This is a genomic window from Dentiradicibacter hellwigii (assembly GCF_041770905.1).
GTDB classification, from domain to species: Bacteria; Pseudomonadota; Gammaproteobacteria; order Burkholderiales; family Rhodocyclaceae; genus Propionivibrio; species Propionivibrio hellwigii.
Genome location: NZ_JBEUWX010000002.1, coordinates 1,159,068 through 1,175,349, shown reverse-complemented (window position 1 = coordinate 1,175,349; position 16,282 = coordinate 1,159,068). Strand labels below are relative to the sequence as shown.

The following is a 16,282-nucleotide window of genomic DNA, read 5'->3' as shown; positions in this document are numbered from 1 at the left end:
AAGTCTGAAGAATGTCCGGAGAAACGCCGGGTCGTTGCCTATATGCGGTTTAGTGCGGCTTTTTCAAGCTTTCCGGTCATTTAAGGCTGGGCCACAGTGACGAGCGCGGGGCGCAGCACGCGGTCGGCGAGCAGATAACCCTTTTGCAGCACATTGACGACCGTATTCGGTTCCTGATCCGACTCAATCATGCTGATGGCCTGATGAAAGTGCGGATCGAATTTTTCGCCCACCGGGTTGATTTCGCGGAGCTGGGATTTTTCAAATGCCGCGATGAGTTGTTTAAGCGTCAGTTCAGTTCCGGCGCGCAGACTGTCCACGCTCGGGTTTTCGGCAGCCAGTCCGGCTTCCAGGCTATCCTTGACGATAATCAGCTCTTTGGCAAATCTTTCAATGGCAAATTTGGAGGCTTTGGCAATGTCTTCCTGCGCGCGGCGGCGAACGTTTTCCGTCTCCGCCTTGGCGCGCAGCCAGGCATCGTGATGTTCAGCCGCCTTTTCCTCGGCCTGACGCAGTTGCGCCGCCAGTGCATCTTCCGTCGGCGTCTGTGCCTCTTCCGTTGGTGGCACGCCTGCCGTAGCGACGGCTTCTTCCGCCGCTACGTCGGGCGGAGCGGAAGATGTTTCCGCGTCGGATACGGCGGCCTCGTGGCCGTGGTGATGTTTGTGAGGGTGGTTTCGCATAATGAAATTTCTCCGGAATTTTCCTTCCAGCTGGGGGCGCTGTCCGGTTTTTCAAGGGGTAGGAAAAAATTTTGAGGAAATGCGGCCGCAGTGATTGTGCGGCGCATTGGGCAAGTGTAGCGGAGCATCGACCGTGCCGGGCATTTGTGGCATTTCTTTGACGGCCTAGGTAATATGACGGTTAGTCAAAACTATCCAACACTATCGTATCGTTTAGAGAGGAAATTTTTATGTTTAAATTAGCGCATTCTATAATTTTTTTGCTGGGTATTAGCTTGTTTGTCAATGCTGATGCGCAAGTGACTAAACTAGCATCGCCGATTCCTGATTCTCAGTCGTTAATTATTTCAAATAATAATCTATTGGCACAAGATTTCTTCTCTGCCTATATGAGTCAGAATCTTACAGAAAGGCGCTATGCAGAAATGTATTTGCTTGGCGTCCTTGATGCCACAGAAGGGACAGTTTGGTGTGATTATTATCATATAAAAACAATTTCCTTGGATGAAATAATCTACTCAAGTTTTAAAAAACTTGATGGAAAGCAGATGAAGAAAAGAGCCTCTCTTGTGATTACAGATATTTTAAAAAAACGACTTTCTTGTAAAAGAGATTATCAATGAAACCACTATACTCTGTTGTAAAGAAGCATCATTATTCATCTGCGAAATTCAGCTCAAATTTTGTTTCAGGAGAGAATCTTTATGAGGAAATTGGGTATGATCAGGCCGCACTAGTTAAACAAAATGCAAGTTATGAAAATACATGTGCAACCCGAATGAGTCTGGCATTGATTAAATCTGGCATGCCTGTTCACGGGCGCCTGAGAATTAAAGCTGGTCAATATAAAGGGAAATTCTTAGAGCCAGGGGCAAAACTTCTCGCTGACCAACTTTCTAAATCGCATCTTCTTGGTAAGCCTAAGATATTTAAGAATGCATCGGAGGCAGCAGCCAAACTGGAAGGGAAAAGAGGAATAATTTTTTTCTGGAAAATCGAGGGGTACAGAGGTGGGCATATTGATTTGATAGAACCTTTGAATAAGACATACATATGTAATTCAGTATGCTTTCCTAATTCAAGTGAAATATGGTTCTGGTCGTTAGACTGATTTGGAGTTTCTATAGGATATTTATAACATAGATGTTTGATGTGGTAATGGATAGAGACGTGGAAAAAATCGGCAAATACGAAATCATTCGTCGCCTGGGCAAGGGGGCGACGGCGGTTGTATACCTCGCGCGTGACCCGAAACTGGAGCGCGAGGTGGCGATCAAGCTGATCCGTTTCGAGGGCGACAATGAGGCGGTATCGCGCCGTCTGCGCAAGCTGTTTCAGACGGAAAACTCGATCGGACGCCGGCTCAATCATCCGAATATCGTCAAAATCTACGACGCGCATATTGAGGAGGATTACGCCTATCTGGTCATGGAGCCGGTCTATGGCGAATCGGTCGAGCGCTTTTGCGCCATCAATCAGCTCCTGCCGATGCATCGCGCCATAGAAATCATCTTTAAATGCTGTCTGGCGCTGGATCATGCATTCCGGCAGGGCGTTGTGCACCGCGACATCAAACCGGCCAATATCCTGATCGATCAGGATGGCAATCCCAAGATTACCGATTTTGGCCTGGCGCTTAATTTGAACAAGGATCGCAACAAGGATTCGACCTTCGTCATGGGGGTTGGATCGCCGTCTTACATGTCGCCGGAGCAGATCAAGAATTACCCGCTCAACCAGAAGACGGACCTCTATTCGCTGGGCGTCGTGCTTTTTCAGTTGCTGACTGGCCGCCTGCCGTTTCGTGCAAACAATGCTGGCGCGCTGGTTTATAAGATCGTCAATACGGATCCGCCTTCCGTCTGTGCGCTCAACCCCAATCTGCCGGAAAAACTCGACCCGATCCTGCGCAAGGCGCTGGAAAAGGATCTCTACAATCGTTACCGCAACGGCGCCGAATTTGCCAAAGATCTGTCGGCAGTGCGTTACAAGATTTTCGATGAGAACGATACCGAGCTCGATCTCTCCCGCTTCGGACAGCTGCGCCGGCTGGCCTTTTTCACCGAATTTGAGGATATCGAGATTTGGGAAGTGCTGCGTATCAGCGTCTGGCGCGACCTGGCTGAGAGGGTGACGCTGATCCACGAAGGAGAGCAAAGCCGTCTGTTCGGCATCATCATTGATGGACAGGTGGAAATTTCCATCGAGGGCAAAGTAATCTGTCAGGCGGGCGCGGGCGAGGTGATCGGCGAAATGGCATTTTTGCACCCGCGCGACAGCACGCGCTGGGCGACGGTGACGACACTGGCGCCGACGCTGTTTCTGGAAATCAACAGCGCGGCGCTTGAGCTGAGTTCCGAAGAGGTGCTGGCGCGCTTCCGCGATGTGCTCATTGCCAAGGTGCTTGATCGCCTGCGCACGGCCAATACGGCGCTTGCCCAATATGGACAGCCCGCCGTCAAGGGCAAGCAGAATCTTTGCGTTGATCTCGAACTGGCGCCGCTCTAGCGGCGCGTGCGCTTGCCAGCCTTGCCGCCCATGCCGGCAGCCGATGGCGCTTGTGGCCGTGATGGCAAAATAGCGGGCAGCCGGTGTTTGGCGCAGCAGCCCATGTCTTTCACGGCATACTTTTCACATCCTTTCGCATTAGCCTGCTGTCCATACCGGGGATGCCGGGTTGTTATCCGGCCATCGTCGGTAAGATTGATGTGCCATCAATCGGACACATTTTGATGGCAATCATGGCAAAGCGGCGGGTTGCCGACTGAAAGACCGTACAGGGCAGATACAATGCGATGAATTCGGCCGGATGAGTCAATGCCGCCGGAGAAGAACGCATCGGAACACGCCGGGAAAGCCCCGGCCTGTTCATCAACGATAAAAACAGGAAGCAAGAAAGATTTTTCCGCCGCCATGATGTATTCCCTGCTTGCCATTGTGATCTGGGGCAGTTCCTTTGTCGCGGGCAAATATTCCTATACCGTCGCCGACCCCGTACTGACGGTGCAGTTTCGTCTGGTGATTGCAGCGTTGATCGTTGCGCCCGCCTTTGTCGAATCTTATCGCGCCGTTCCCGTGCATTTACGCAGGCGTCTGTGGCTGCTGGCGTTCATGAATTTTCCGTTGGTGTACCTCTTGCAGTTCATCGGCCTGAACCACACTTCGGCCGCCAGCGCGGCGACAATCATCGGCGCCGAGCCGGTGCTGTCGACGCTGATCGGATATCTCTTTTTCAAACAACGCACGCATCTGCTGAACTGGCTGAGCGCTGTGGCAGCCTTTGCCGGCATTGGGCTGATCGTTCTGGGCGGTGAACGCAGCGGTGAGGTCAGTCTGTTTGGCAGCCTGCTGTCTCTCGGCGCGGGGATTAGTTTTGTCTTCTGCCTGTATCTGGGGCGGGATATCATGCAAAGCATTTCCGCCAGAACCTATACCGTGACGACCCTGGTACTGGGGGCGCTGTTCTGTCTGCCCTTTACTTTTCTGCTGACGCAAAACTGGCATATCACGCCCAATCCCGGCGGCGTCTTCGCCCTGTTCTATCTCGCCATTGCCTGTAGCTGGCTGGCGATTCTTTTATGGAATAAAGGGTTGCGGTCGATTCCTGCCAGCGTATCCGGCATACTGATTGCCCTAGAGCCAGTACTGGGCGTGCTGTTTGCCATTGTGATCCTGGGGGAAAGCCCGTCGTCGATAACGGCCTGCGGCATGTTGCTGACGATGACCGCTACTGCCGTATGCGTGTGGTACGGGCAAAGGCGATAGTGGCTTCCTTTGCCAACATACGGCGTTGCTGCGTTGGCCTCGCCTTGCAAACAAGGATCGCCACAGCCTGCGCGCTGACCTTCCCACTATGAAACTTCTCTTGATGCCGTTGCGCTGAGCGGCAGCGCACCCCGCTGACTTTCTTTGCCTCGCCAAAGAAAGTCAGCAAAGAAAGGCGACCCCAGGCGCAGAAAACTCCTTGTCGCGGGCCGCTTGTCGGCGGGCTTGATAACTCGCTGCGCTCAGACAATCAAGCCCTTGTTTCCGCCAAGCTTCCCCGCGCCTGCGGCTGCGCCTAAGGGGTTTTAGGGCACTCCGTGCTTGCCTTATGCGCGAAAAGGCATGCTTGGAACCCCCGTGGATAGGGCGTTTGCGGGCGGGTACCTCTGAAACCCTTATAAATAAAAGGCTGGCGGATAGGCTGCCCGGAAGTGCCCTGTTTACAAGGGCTTCAGGGCATTCCCCTTGGAGATGCCCTATCCACGCGGGCTTCAGAGGGGGTGCCCGTTTTAATCCGGCGTTTGCCGAGTATGTGCGATGACGCGGCGGGCGAGCGTATGAATCCAGTCGTCGCGTTCGTTGAGGCAGGGGATGTAGTGGAATTCGCCGCCGCCCGCTGCAAGGAAAGTCTTTTTGCCTTCGATGGCGATTTCTTCCAGCGTTTCCAGGCAGTCGCTGACGAAGCCGGGGCAGATGACATCCACCCGCTGCGTGTGCGCTGCGCCCAGTTCCGCCAGCGTCTCGTCCGTTCTGGGGCTGAGCCATCTGCAATAGCCCGGATAGGACTGGAAAGCGATCCGGTAGTGTTCTGCCGACAGCCCGAGTTCGTGTGCGAGCAGTGCGGCTGTTTTCAGACATTCGTCGTAATAGGGGTCGCCGCGTTCGATGGTTCGGCGCGGTACGCCGTGAAAGCTCATGACCAGGCGATAAGCCGGGTCGGGCTGCCCTTCGCGCATCCAGTGTTCACGGACGCTGGCGGCGAGCGCTGCAATGTAGCGCGGATCGTCGGCGCGGAGGCGGAGTTTTAGGAGTTTCGGCGGGTTTTTTACGCGCGCTGCCCAGGCTTCGGCGGCGTCAAACACGGTCGCCATCGTGCTCGTGGCATGTTGCGGATAGAGCGGCAGCAGTAGGATGCGCCGCATGCCCTGGCGATGCAGGCGCGCCAGCACGTCGTCCAGCGCGGGGCGGCCGTAACGCATGGCATAGGCGACGTGCATCGGGTGTTTGTCCGCACCAAGAAACCCGCGCAGGAGCTTGGCCTGTTTTTCGGTGTGAATTTTCAGCGGCGAGCCTTCCGGCGTCCAGATTTTTTGATACCTTGCCGCCGAATGTTTGGGGCGGACATTGAGCACGATGCCGTGCAGCAGCGGCAGCCAGAGCAGGCGGGGCAGGATGACGACGTGCGGATCGGAGAGAAATTCCCTGAGGTAACGGCGCACCGAGGCCGTATCCGGCGCTTCCGGCGTGCCGAGGTTGACCAGCAGAACGGCCGTGCTGGCAAGGCTGGCGGCGTGCGGGCGGGATTCGTGCAGACCGGATTCGGCGCGGGAAGAAAAGCGGGGCATGGGCAATCGTCGGGCGCCGTCAGGAAGCGATCTGATGGGTCAGTGCCGAGGAGAGCAGTTTGGCCGTGATGTCGACGATGGGGATGACGTGCTCGTAAGCCATCCGCGTCGGGCCGATGACGCCGACCGAGCCGACGACCTGGCCGCCCACTTCGTAGGGCGCGGTGACGACGCTGCATTCGTCAAGCGGCGAAAGGCCGGATTCCCCGCCGATGAAAATCTGGATGCCGTCGGCGCGCAGCGAAACGTCGAGCAATTGCATGAGTGCGGCACGCTGTTCAAACAGGTCGAACAGTTCGCGCAGGCGCTTCATGTTTGAAGAGAGCTCCGCAACGTCGAGCAGATTGCGTTCGCCGGAAATGACATAAAGCGGGTCGGAACGGTGCAGCGCCTCGTCACCGGCGGTGAGGGCGGCGGCCATCAAATCCTGTAGATCGCTGCGCAGCCGGATCAGGTCCTCCTTAACGCGGTCGCGGATGTGCTCGAACTCATGGCCGGCGAAATACTGGTTCAGATAATTGGTGGCCGTGACGAGTTCAGCCGGCGAATAAGAGCGTTCGGTGAACAGAATGCGGTTTTGCACGTCGCCATCGGTTGTGACGAGGATCAGCAGGATGCGCTTTTCTGACAGACTGACAAATTCGATATGCCGGATTTTCAGTGACGTGCGCCGCGGCGTCAGGACGATGCCGGCGAAATGCGTCAGTTCGGAAACAAGCAGAGAAGCGTTGCTGATGAGGCGCTGTGGCTGCGAAGGCTGCAACTGGTCTTCGATGGCGTGGATTTTCTCCGTTTCCAGCGGTTGCGTGGTCAGCAGGCGATCGACAAAAAAGCGGTAACCGCGCGGCGTCGGCACCCGTCCGGCGGAAGTATGGGGGCTGGTGATGAAGCCGAGTTCTTCGAGATCGGCCATGACATTGCGCACCGTTGCGGCGGATAGATCGAGTCCGGAATACTTCGACAACAGGCGCGAGCCGACCGGCTGACCGTCGGCAATATAGCGTTCAATCAGGGTCTTGAGCAGGGTGCGGGCGCGTTTGTCGAGCATGGCGGCGATTCTACAAAAAGACGGGGTAGGGCGGAAGATGCGCTACCGGCGGATACGGGAAGTGCAATGGCAAAGATCATGGCACCTGCCGCCAAGCCCAGGATGCGTGACGCGCGGATGCGGGAAGTGCGGCAAGTGTGGCACGTGGCCTTCGACGCGATGTGCGGATTCGAGCAGGAATGCGTGATGCGCGGATGCGGCAAGTACGGCGCGGCGCTTGATATGGGGCAGCCAATGCATGGCCCTGCAGCTAGCTTGCCCGGAAAGGGTGACTGGCGCGTGCGGGGCGCCAGGCTCCGTGTCATTCCCCGTGTCAGGCCGCCTGTTCGTCCATCCTGTGGCTTAAATTATCGGATCAGTTGTTTATGCCGTGCGAGCGCAACGATGTCCGGACGGAAGGTTTCGAGAAAATTTCCTCATCGACGCCCTCGTGAGGACGCTATCCGGCAGACCAATTGTGTTGCTGATGCCGGTTTCCCCAAGGTTCATTGCCATCGCCCAAGGCGCGCCAAGCCGTCGCCCCCGTCCCTGCCGCGCTGTCTGCAAGTCTTGCCGGATGCGTTATGATGATTTTATGACCTTGTTTGATCGGGAGCGCGCCATGAATCTGCCCAATCGTTCTGCCTTATCCGCCCTGCCGACGCTGGCCGGCCTGAGCGATGCCTTTGACCGCGGCGAAATGACGCCGGATACGCTCATCGAGCGTGCGCTACAGCGCGCGCAGGATGCCGACTGCGCGCACATCTTCTGTACGCTCGATGCCACGCGCATCCAACAGGCTGCCGCGCAGGCAACACAGCGGCGGCAGGCCGGGCAGGCGCTGGGCGCGTTCGACGGCATTGCCGTTTCGTGGAAGGATCTCTTCGACCAGGCAGGTGAAATCACAGGCGTCGCCAGCCTGACGACCCGGGACGATGCGCCGAAGCTGCGCGACGCCCTGTGTGTGGCGCAGCTCAAGGCGGCGGGCATGATCGCTTTCGGGCGAACCAATATGACCGAATTCGCCTTTTCCGGGCTAGGGGTAAATCCGAATTTCGGCACGCCGGTCAACGCCTGGTCGCAGGGAGAAGCGCTTGCCCCGGGCGGTTCCTCGGCTGGGGCGGCGTTGTCGGTGGCGCGCGGTATCGTGCCCGTGGCCATGGGGTCGGATACGTCCGGCTCGGTGCGCATTCCCGCCGCGCTCAATGGCTTGGCCGGCTTCAAGCCTTCGTCGGCGCGGGTATCGTGCATCGGCGTCTGGGCGCTGGCGCCAACGCTGGACAGCGTCGGCCCGTTGGCCCATACCGTCGAGGACATCTGCCTGCTGATGCGGCTGTTGGCGGTAGATGCCGATGCGGCGCCGGCGCCGGCAGACAATGCCAGCGGCGCGGCGATCATCAGGGCGGTCGTACCGGACGGGGTATGGACCGAGGACGTCGAGCCGCAGATTCAGCGCGCGTTTGAACATAGTCTGGTACGCCTGAAGCAGGCGGGGGCGGAAATCATCCGCAAGCCGCTGCATGCGCTCGACAGGGTGGCCTCGCTGTTTAGTGAATATGGCACGCTGGTCGGCATTGAGGCATGGCACCTCCATCAGGAGGCGCTGACGCGGGCGCACCTGATGGATGCGCAGGTGGCGAAGCGCTTGCAGGCCAATGCCGCCTATCCCCTGCAAAACCTTTCCCGCTTACTGGACTGGCGGATGCGCCTGCAACGGATGCTGGCCGAAGAACTGCAAGGCGCGCTGCTGCTGATGCCGACGACGGCGATCGATGCGCCGCCCTTGCGCCGACTGGAAGAAGACGAAGCGTTTTTTGTCAAAGCCAACCGCCGGATGCTGCGCAACACCATGGCCTGCAGTTTTCTCGACCTGCCCGGGCTGACTTTCCCGACAGGCATCAACGACAACGGACTGCCCGCCGCGCTGCTGGTCAGTGCGGAAAGCGGCCGTGACGAAGCGGTGCTGGGCGCAGGGCAGGCGATGGCGCGCTGGCTGACCGGCGATCAGCCTTTGAACGAAAAACGGTAGGGGCGTCGGCGCCTGCCGCATTGCCAAAAGGAGGCGCCCCGAAGCCCGCTTGGATTGGGCGTTTCCCGGAACCCCCGTCTGAAATCCTTATGGATAGGGCGTTTCCGGGCAGGCGCCTCTGAAGCGCCCTATTTATAAGGGTTCCAGGGCATACCCCCCGGAGATGCCCTGTTTACAAGGGCTACAGAGCATCCCTCTTGGAGATGCCCTAAATACGCGGGCTAGCGGGCAGTCTCTCGGCAGAACCTAAAAACAAGGATTGAAAGAATTGTTTGACTGTAGGTGCTGACTCCGCCCGCAAGGCTTTTCTTGATGCCTTTGCGCTGAGCGGCAGCGCGCCCCGCTGACTTTCTTTGCCTCGCCAAAGAAAGTCAGCAAAGAAAAGCGACCCCGAGGCGCAGAAAACCCCTTGCCGCGGGTTGCTTGTCGGCGGGCTTGATAACTCGCTGCGCTCAAACAATCAAGCCCTTGCTTCCGCCAAGCCGCCCCGCGTCCCTCTGAAATAGCGGCTTCCTTTGCCAAAATACTGCCTTGGCTTCGCCTTGCCGTACTAAACGTACTGTCTGCGGCTCGCCGCCTTGTCTTTTGGCAAAGTCGAGCCGCTATGAGGCTTTCGGGGCACACTTCTAAACCCCGCGTGAATAGGGCGTTTCCGGGCAGGTGCCTCTGAAACCCTTATAAATAAGGGGCTTGCGGGCAGGATATCTGGAGACGCCTTGTTTACAAGGGCTTCAGAGCACCCCCCTCAGAGATGCCCTAAATACGTGGGCTTCAGGCCACCTCTTTTGGGAGATGCGCCTGTGCTTCCGCTCTCACGTTTTTCCAATTCTTCCCCTGTCGGGGAGATGCCCTAAATACGCCGGCTCTGGCGGCGCCTATCAGCCAGTGCTCTGTGTGATGGATTCTGTGCTGCAAAATGGGTAGTTTTCAGCAGCCTTTGGCTATTTCCCCCCAGAAATCTGGACTACACTGGATTACAGGTGGGCGTGATGGCGTGCCTGTCTGTGATGGGCTGGGTTTTTCGGCGTTGTATCTGCTGTTTCCTTGTGTCTTTGTATGTTTTTTCAACCGGCGCGGTTCGGTGCGCGCCCGGCGCCGACTGCGGATAACAGGAGAAAGTCATGGCAAAAAAGATTCTGGTGGCTTATGGCGTGGATGTGGATGCGGTCGCCGGCTGGCTGGGTTCCTATGGCGGCGAGGATAGTCCGGACGATATCTCGCGCGGCATGTTTGCCGGCGAAGTCGGCGCACCGCGGCTGCTCAAACTGTTTGAAAAATACAATCTGAAAACCACCTGGTTTGTTCCCGGTCACTCGCTGGAAACCTTCCCAGAGCAGATGCAGGAAGTGGCGCGGTGCGGTCACGAAATCGGCGTTCATGGCTACAGCCACGAAAACCCGATTGCCATGACGCGCGAGCAGGAAACGGCCATTCTCGACCATTGCATCGACCTGGTGACCCAGGTCAGCGGCAAGCGGCCGACCGGCTATGTGGCGCCGTGGTGGGAGTTCAGCCCGGTGACCAACGAGCTGCTGCTCGAACGCGGCATCAAATACGACCATTCGCTGATGCACAATGATTTCCATCCGTACTACGTGCGCGTGGGCGATAGCTGGACGAAGATCGATTACTCCAAGCATCCGAGCCACTGGATGAAACCTCTGGTGCGCGGTAAAGAAACGCCGCTGGTGGAAATCCCCGCCAACTGGTATCTCGACGATCTGCCGCCGATGATGTTCATCAAAAAATCGCCGAACAGCCACGGCTTCGTCAACCCGCGCGACATTGAGCAGATGTGGCGCGACCAGTTCGACTGGGTTTACCGTGAGCATGACTACGCCGTATTCACAATGACTGTGCATCCCGATGTTTCCGGCCGGCCGCAGGTCTTGCTCGCGCAGGAACGCCTGATCGAGCACATCAGCAGCCACGAAGGCGTGGAATGGTGCACCTTCGATCAGATTGCCGACGATTTCATCGCCCGCAACCCGCGCCCATAACCCGTAATCCGTAACCAATGCGGAAAATGCTGGGGAGATGAAAGATGCGGGCAGGCCGCCCGCAGCGGATTCCGGGCGGCCTGCGCGTGATTGCACGGACGTTTTTCGGAAGCTTCCATTTCACCGTTTCACGCAGGTTACGGTGGCCGGCGAGATGCGGTGCGGCTTTGACGGAAACGTATTTGGTATCGACCAATGCAGCCGGGCATGTTGGGTCATCGGGCTGAAAGCCGAGGGTGGACGATTGGGGGCGGCTAGGAGCGACTGGGAGTGGCTGGGTGTAAGCCCGTCGCCGAAGCGATGACAAAATGAACGCCGGCTGCCCTGCGGCAGTGCCTCTGTGTGGGCCATACGGCGCGGGCGATGTCATATGGTCATATGGCCCATGTGGCGATAATCAACAGGAAAGGATGAATTGCATGTGCGGACTTTGCGGCATCTTTGGCGAAAGCGCCGACTGGAGCCAGGGCGCGGCGCAGGCGGAAGCGGGGCAGAGCGCCGACCCGGTGGCGCGCCGGCGCGTACGCACGCAGCGCATCGCGCTGCTGAACCGGCTGCTGCGCCCCCTGCACCTGACGGTGAGCGACTGGCAGGGCAGCCAGTACCAGATCGGCAGCGCCACCGGCAAAACCCTGCTGGCCGACAACCTCAGCCAGATTTGGGCGGCGGTGCAGACGCTCGCCGGCAAACCCTACGACCCGCTCATTTTGTGATCCGGCTGTTCAGGGAGCCTGCTTACCATGATTTCTCCGTCCTCAAAAACGCCGGTCATCATCCTCACCGGCTTTCTCGGCGCCGGCAAAACCACGCTGTTGCAGAAAATCCTCCGCGCCGAACATTACGGAGACAGCGCCGTGCTGATCAACGAATTCGGCGAAATCGGCATCGACCAGCAGCTCGTCGCGCCCATCTCGCCGAATACCATCCTGCTCAGCTCCGGCTGCCTGTGCTGCCAGATACGCGGCGAACTCAAGCAGGCGCTGCTCGATCTGCTCGACCAGCGGGCGCGCGGGCAGGTTCCCCATTTCCAGCGCATCATCATCGAAACCACCGGCCTGGCCGAGCCGACGCCCATTGTCGCTACGCTCCAGGCCGATCCTGTGCTCTGTCACCAGCTCAGCATCCGGCATATCAGCGCCGTCGTCGATGCCGTCAATGGTGCGCAAATGCTCGCGCAACAGCATCCCGTCTGGATGCAGCAAATCATCGCTGCCGACAGCATCCTGCTGGCTAAAAGCGACATTGCCCCCGCCGCCGCTCACTTGCGGGAACAGCTGCGCCGCCTGCTGCCGCATACGCCAATCCTGATGCACAGCCTGAATGACCCCGCGCCGGAACTGGATGCCCCCGGCGCATCGCCCGCTCCGGCGCTTGCCGCCACGGCGGAAACGGCGGCCTGCGCGCACGGCCACGAAGCGGCGGAAAGTGTAGAAAGCGTGGAAAGCGCCATCCACCGCCAGGGGCATGTGCATTCGCTCTCGCTCAATATCGACACGCCGATCGACTGGATCGCCTTCAGCGTCTGGCTCTCGGCGCTGCTGCACGCCCACGGCGCGGCCATCTGGCGGCTGAAGGGCATCCTCAACGTTGGCGAAGCGTACCCCGTGCTGATCAATGGCGTGCAGCACATGATTTACCCGCCGCAGCATCTGGCCGACTGGCCGGAAGATACGCGGCAAGCCGGCCGACGCTCGCAACTGGTCATCATCGCCAACGGGCTTGACCCCGAACGTATTGAAGCCTCCTTCCGCCGGCACGTACTGGGCGAAGCGGCCTGAAACCCACCAATTTACGCCGGCGGGAAAAATGAAAGCGGCCTGATTAAACCCGCCTGAACCGGTCAGAAATCAGCCTGCCATTCCGTCTGTTGTAATAGCCGGAAAAATCTTCCCGTGAATTTTTCTGCGCCGGCTGTCGTTTTCTGGAAAATGACTAAAGCAACAAAATTATTATTTGCGGCGCCTCTGGCTAATGCTGTTAACTAAATAGCCACGAAACGATGGAAACTATAGCTCCGAATGCTAATACAATTCTCCATACTGCATTGTTTGCACTGAATTTAAAAGCAAATCCAGAGCTTGTTTTTATCAATAAACTGGCAATAAAAATTAGATAACTGACCAAAGGAAAAGCTGTCATTACAAAAAATATCTTCCACGAAGATACAGAAAACATATCGTTATACTGTTCTTTTGGTAATACTAGAATTAATAGTAAAAATATTATTGAAATAAAAAGGCAAATAATAGATACCACTTTCCCTTTTTGAGGCCATGGAAAGAATAGGCTCCATATGTCAATCTTCCCTTTTTCCTCTAGCATAAAATGTAAAAGAGTTCCGTGACCCATAACAAAAAATAAAGAAACGCACCCTAAAAGAAATACAAAAACCATTGTGTAAACTCCTAAAATTCATCTGGCAACTATTTTTATATTCTGCCTAAATTCATAGTTTTTACCTTTACTTTTTCCCGCAATCTTGATGGTAAAACTTTGTAGGGTGGTTCTCCTTTACTTGGCGTGATTTTTTGCTAGGAAAAACTTCATTTCCCTACCTGCAAATTCGGGAATGTCTGAAAGACTTTCTACCTGGCATCGGTAATTGCCTGGCTCTAAAACAGCTTCAGTAATCATTTTGCTGAAGCTATTTCCACCTTGGGCATACTTTTCAAGTTCATAAATTGTTTCGTTAATAATAGTCTTTGCTTCATCATTATCCTCTCGAATAACTTTAAGTGTTAATGGAATTGAAATGCCTGGGTTTTTTATTTTTCCAGTACTATCCCGGCCATAAGTTCCAACAAGTTTGCGAACACGCTCCATGTCTTCATAATCGTCTTTTGCCCGTTCTTTGTAATAAATATCTATCGAAAATTCATAAAGGTATTTTTCCTTAATCCTAAACTGAAAATCCAGTTTCTCACCTGCTTTCCATGCCGAGAACGGGAAAGAAATCGGTGGTTCGGGCAATTTGGGTTCGTTGGAACAGCCGGCAAGCATAAGCAACAGAAACAGGAAAAAGAATGCCTTAAGCGGACGAAAAAATCGCCCCCTTTTATGATTTCCTTTGTTATTTTGTGCGTGGAATGCCGGAAGGGGTATTGAGTATTGGCATGCACCATCCCGCTGAATACGCTGACAATAACCGAAAGCCTGAAGCGGGGCGCCGTAAAAAGGGGAAATCTTGTTCATGCAGTTTTCTCCATTCAAGAAGAAGCGGCCTTTATGTGCGCTAATGAACAATGCCGGCAGGCTAGTCCTGCGTTACCCGGCTGTCAATGGGCTGAAATAGGGAGTGTGGAAAGATGCAGCGCTTTAGCTTCTTAGCTTCTTAAATTCTTAAGCGTAGTTTCATCTGTTACTGCACCCAAGCGGCTAAACGGGCTGCCCGCAATCTCCCGTCAATAGGGCGTTTGCGGGCGGGCAGGCCGGAAACCCGCGTAAATAGTGGGCTAGCGGATAGGCCATTCGGAAACGCCCGTAAACAGTGGGCTGGTGGGTAGGCTCCCCGGAAATGCCCGTTTTACGCGGGGTTCAGGGCAGGTGTGGTGGCGGATATTGTGGTGGGTCTGCGGTGGTTTCTGTCCAGTGGCGGTGTTGCCGGCACCGCGGGTATTCGATGAGGGCGTCAGGATTGCCCGTCATTGTGGCCCGTCATGGGGTGCGGAGGGGCTAAGGCCTGCGGGTCGCCGGAATTGTCCAGTCTGCCGGAGCCGGCTGGCATTTCTTCGCTTGCGGGTGGGGCGCCAGGGTGCAGGGTGAGCAGCACGATGCCGCCGACAATGAGGGCGATGCCCAGCCATTCTCTGGCGTTGAGCCGTTCGCCGAGAAAGGTGACGGCAAAAAGGGCGACAAAGACGACGGAGAGTTTGTCTACCGGCGCGACGTGCGCGGCGCTGCCGGTTTGCAGCGCCTTGAAGTAGAACAGCCATGAAAAGCCCGTTGCTGCGGCGGAAAGGAAGAGGAAGAGCCATTGCCGGTGGGTGATCTGGGCGAGCGGCTGCCATTTGCCGAGATAGCTGACCCACAGGGCGACGATAAAGACGATCATCACGGTACGGATGAAGGTGGCGAAGTCGCTGTCGATGCCGTGCAGTCCGATCTTGGCGAAGATGGCGGTCAGCGCGGCGAAAAGGGCGGCGAGCAGCGCGTAAAAGAGCCAGGTCATGGGAGATCCTTTCCGGTGTGTCGTGTTGCCTGAATGTCTCGCAGTGTCGGGCGACCGGCAGGGCTGCGCCGGCGGGGAGGCTCCCCGGAGATGCCCGTTTTACGCGGGGTTCGGGGTAGGCGTGGTGGTGGTTTGCGGTCGCCGGTGGCGGTGATCTTAAGACATAAGTCGCACACGATAATGCGTGGCAAGCTAGACCTTTCCTATGCGCCTGTCAATGAGTTGGAATAGGGATTGTGGAAAGATGTAGCAGATGCAGTGCTCTTAAATTTTGGGGCGTGGCTTTATGGAAAGAAACAGCGAAGCGCGGTCGTCTGGCTGGGAAAGGCTCTACTTGTTTTTTTCTACTGTGGCTTGTTGAGTGCTGTCTGCGCCCTTTGGATGTGATGCTCGGTTATCTAAATTGACTGGCCGCAAGCCCACGTCAATAGGGCATTTGCGGGCAAGTGGTCTGGAAACCCGCGTAAATACTGGGCTAGCGGGCAGGGGCTCCGGAAAATGCCCGTTTTACGCGGGGTTTGGGGTAGATATGGTGGCGGGGTTGTGACGGGTCTGCGGCCGCCGGTGCTGCAACGCAAGACACTGTCCAAGCACCGACAACCGAATGCGATGCTTGGCTCCCGCGTAATCGGTGGCGCGCCGGTAGCCGGCCTGAAGCCCGCGTCAATAGGGCGTTTGCGGGGAGACAGGCCGGAAACCCGCGTGGAATGGGCGTTTCAGCTGTGGGTGTCTGGAAACGCCCGTAAACACTGGGCTGGCGGGCAGGGGCTTCGGAGATGCCCATTTTACGCGGGGTTCAGAGCGGGTACTGTAGCGGATGTCGTGGCGGTGTGTGATGGGTTTGCGGCTGTTTCTGGCCGGCGGCGGTGATTTAACCGGCGATGCTTCCTCCACACGCAGCCGGCGCTGCAACGCAAGGCACTGTCGAAACGCCGATAGCCGAAGTGATGCTTCGCTCCCGCGCGGCCGGCGGCGCGCCCAAAAGGTCAAAAGCTTTGGTCGTTGGGCTTGCTTGGCGGTATGGCGCTTGCAAGCTAACGATGCA

At 56.8% G+C, this 16,282-nt stretch carries 15 protein-coding genes; 8 read left to right on the top strand and 7 right to left on the bottom strand.

What is annotated here, in order from left to right; translation table 11 throughout:
* Positions 1 to 80 precede the first annotated feature (80 nt).
* Complete coding sequence (grpE, locus tag ABCS64_RS07685; RefSeq protein ID WP_418891274.1) at positions 81 to 683, bottom strand: nucleotide exchange factor GrpE; 603 nt, start codon at positions 681 to 683, stop codon at positions 81 to 83.
* Between the two features lie 230 nt (positions 684 to 913).
* Here grpE and ABCS64_RS07680 point away from each other — a divergent pair, with 230 nt between their 5' ends.
* Genes ABCS64_RS07680 through ABCS64_RS07670 form a run of 3 tightly spaced genes read left to right on the top strand, consistent with a single transcriptional unit; the run spans position 914 to position 3,191 of the window.
* Entirely contained in the window at positions 914 to 1,306 is a 393-nt protein-coding gene (locus tag ABCS64_RS07680) for a Rap1a/Tai family immunity protein (RefSeq protein ID WP_418891273.1), read from the top strand.
* The gene (locus tag ABCS64_RS07675) at positions 1,303 to 1,794 is read left to right on the top strand and encodes a T6SS effector amidase Tae4 family protein (RefSeq protein WP_418891272.1); all 492 of its coding nucleotides are present in this window, start codon (positions 1,303 to 1,305) and stop codon (positions 1,792 to 1,794) included. The genes ABCS64_RS07680 and ABCS64_RS07675 overlap by 4 nt, the downstream gene beginning before the upstream one ends.
* A 47-nt stretch (positions 1,795 to 1,841) precedes the next feature.
* Positions 1,842 to 3,191 carry a serine/threonine protein kinase gene (locus tag ABCS64_RS07670; protein ID WP_418891271.1) on the top strand — a complete coding sequence of 450 codons (1,350 nt, stop codon included), beginning with the start codon at positions 1,842 to 1,844 and terminating at the stop codon, positions 3,189 to 3,191.
* A 206-nt stretch (positions 3,192 to 3,397) separates the two neighbouring features.
* Here ABCS64_RS07670 and ABCS64_RS07665 read toward each other — a convergent pair whose 3' ends face one another.
* Positions 3,398 to 3,598 carry a hypothetical protein gene (locus ABCS64_RS07665; RefSeq protein WP_418891270.1) on the bottom strand — a complete coding sequence of 67 codons (201 nt, stop codon included), beginning with the start codon at positions 3,596 to 3,598 and terminating at the stop codon, positions 3,398 to 3,400.
* Between ABCS64_RS07665 and ABCS64_RS07660 the strand changes: the two genes are divergently transcribed.
* Positions 3,597 to 4,448 carry a DMT family transporter gene (locus tag ABCS64_RS07660; RefSeq protein ID WP_418891269.1) on the top strand — a complete coding sequence of 284 codons (852 nt, stop codon included), beginning with the start codon at positions 3,597 to 3,599 and terminating at the stop codon, positions 4,446 to 4,448. The two genes, ABCS64_RS07665 and ABCS64_RS07660, sit on opposite strands and share 2 nt — an antisense overlap.
* Before the next feature lie 509 nt (positions 4,449 to 4,957).
* On the opposite strand, the gene hemH is transcribed toward ABCS64_RS07660, so the two are convergent.
* Positions 4,958 to 6,013, bottom strand: a complete 1,056-nt coding sequence (hemH, locus tag ABCS64_RS07655; protein WP_418891268.1) for a ferrochelatase — start codon at positions 6,011 to 6,013, stop codon at positions 4,958 to 4,960.
* A 19-nt stretch (positions 6,014 to 6,032) separates the two neighbouring features.
* Positions 6,033 to 7,061 (bottom strand): heat-inducible transcriptional repressor HrcA, encoded by a 1,029-nt coding sequence (gene hrcA / locus ABCS64_RS07650; RefSeq protein WP_418891267.1) that lies wholly within the window; start codon positions 7,059 to 7,061, stop codon positions 6,033 to 6,035.
* Between the two features lie 574 nt (positions 7,062 to 7,635).
* Between hrcA and ABCS64_RS07645 the strand changes: the two genes are divergently transcribed.
* The 4 genes from ABCS64_RS07645 (at position 7,636) to ABCS64_RS07630 (ending at position 12,847) form a co-directional block, all read left to right on the top strand.
* Complete coding sequence (locus tag ABCS64_RS07645; RefSeq protein ID WP_418891266.1) at positions 7,636 to 9,069, top strand: amidase family protein; 1,434 nt, start codon at positions 7,636 to 7,638, stop codon at positions 9,067 to 9,069.
* A 1,121-nt stretch (positions 9,070 to 10,190) separates the two neighbouring features.
* Entirely contained in the window at positions 10,191 to 11,069 is an 879-nt protein-coding gene (locus tag ABCS64_RS07640) for a polysaccharide deacetylase family protein (RefSeq protein ID WP_418891265.1), read from the top strand.
* A 419-nt stretch (positions 11,070 to 11,488) separates the two neighbouring features.
* Positions 11,489 to 11,782 (top strand): hypothetical protein, encoded by a 294-nt coding sequence (locus ABCS64_RS07635; protein WP_418891264.1) that lies wholly within the window; start codon positions 11,489 to 11,491, stop codon positions 11,780 to 11,782.
* 27 nt (positions 11,783 to 11,809) lie between these two features.
* Positions 11,810 to 12,847 carry a CobW family GTP-binding protein gene (locus tag ABCS64_RS07630; RefSeq protein WP_418891263.1) on the top strand — a complete coding sequence of 346 codons (1,038 nt, stop codon included), beginning with the start codon at positions 11,810 to 11,812 and terminating at the stop codon, positions 12,845 to 12,847.
* A gap of 199 nt (positions 12,848 to 13,046) precedes the next feature.
* On the opposite strand, the gene ABCS64_RS07625 is transcribed toward ABCS64_RS07630, so the two are convergent.
* The 3 genes from ABCS64_RS07625 to ABCS64_RS07615 form a co-directional block, all read right to left on the bottom strand.
* Complete coding sequence (locus ABCS64_RS07625) at positions 13,047 to 13,463, bottom strand: hypothetical protein (RefSeq protein ID WP_418891262.1); 417 nt, start codon at positions 13,461 to 13,463, stop codon at positions 13,047 to 13,049.
* A 117-nt stretch (positions 13,464 to 13,580) separates the two neighbouring features.
* Positions 13,581 to 14,261, bottom strand: coding sequence for a DUF5625 family protein (locus tag ABCS64_RS07620; protein ID WP_418891261.1), 681 nt, complete (start codon positions 14,259 to 14,261; stop codon positions 13,581 to 13,583).
* Between the two features lie 436 nt (positions 14,262 to 14,697).
* Positions 14,698 to 15,237: an EamA family transporter gene (locus ABCS64_RS07615; RefSeq protein WP_479686654.1), complete on the bottom strand. Its 540-nt coding sequence runs from the start codon at positions 15,235 to 15,237 to the stop codon at positions 14,698 to 14,700.
* Between the last annotated feature and the right edge of the window lie 1,045 nt (positions 15,238 to 16,282).

Bases quoted from the DNA above. Each gene is read 5' to 3' on its own strand.
- grpE (WP_418891274.1), bottom strand. From the start codon at position 683: ATGCGAAACCACCCTCACAAACATCACCACGGCCACGAGGCCGCCGTA.
- ABCS64_RS07680 (WP_418891273.1), top strand. From the start codon at position 914: ATGTTTAAATTAGCGCATTCTATAATTTTTTTGCTGGGTATTAGCTTG.
- ABCS64_RS07675 (WP_418891272.1), top strand. From the start codon at position 1,303: ATGAAACCACTATACTCTGTTGTAAAGAAGCATCATTATTCATCTGCG.
- ABCS64_RS07670 (WP_418891271.1), top strand. From the start codon at position 1,842: ATGGATAGAGACGTGGAAAAAATCGGCAAATACGAAATCATTCGTCGC.
- ABCS64_RS07660 (WP_418891269.1), top strand. From the start codon at position 3,597: ATGATGTATTCCCTGCTTGCCATTGTGATCTGGGGCAGTTCCTTTGTC.
- ABCS64_RS07665 (WP_418891270.1), bottom strand. From the start codon at position 3,598: ATGGCGGCGGAAAAATCTTTCTTGCTTCCTGTTTTTATCGTTGATGAA.
- hemH (WP_418891268.1), bottom strand. From the start codon at position 6,013: ATGCCCCGCTTTTCTTCCCGCGCCGAATCCGGTCTGCACGAATCCCGC.
- hrcA (WP_418891267.1), bottom strand. From the start codon at position 7,061: ATGCTCGACAAACGCGCCCGCACCCTGCTCAAGACCCTGATTGAACGC.
- ABCS64_RS07645 (WP_418891266.1), top strand. From the start codon at position 7,636: ATGACCTTGTTTGATCGGGAGCGCGCCATGAATCTGCCCAATCGTTCT.
- ABCS64_RS07640 (WP_418891265.1), top strand. From the start codon at position 10,191: ATGGCAAAAAAGATTCTGGTGGCTTATGGCGTGGATGTGGATGCGGTC.
- ABCS64_RS07635 (WP_418891264.1), top strand. From the start codon at position 11,489: ATGTGCGGACTTTGCGGCATCTTTGGCGAAAGCGCCGACTGGAGCCAG.
- ABCS64_RS07630 (WP_418891263.1), top strand. From the start codon at position 11,810: ATGATTTCTCCGTCCTCAAAAACGCCGGTCATCATCCTCACCGGCTTT.
- ABCS64_RS07625 (WP_418891262.1), bottom strand. From the start codon at position 13,463: ATGGTTTTTGTATTTCTTTTAGGGTGCGTTTCTTTATTTTTTGTTATG.
- ABCS64_RS07620 (WP_418891261.1), bottom strand. From the start codon at position 14,261: ATGAACAAGATTTCCCCTTTTTACGGCGCCCCGCTTCAGGCTTTCGGT.
- ABCS64_RS07615 (WP_479686654.1), bottom strand. From the start codon at position 15,237: ATGACCTGGCTCTTTTACGCGCTGCTCGCCGCCCTTTTCGCCGCGCTG.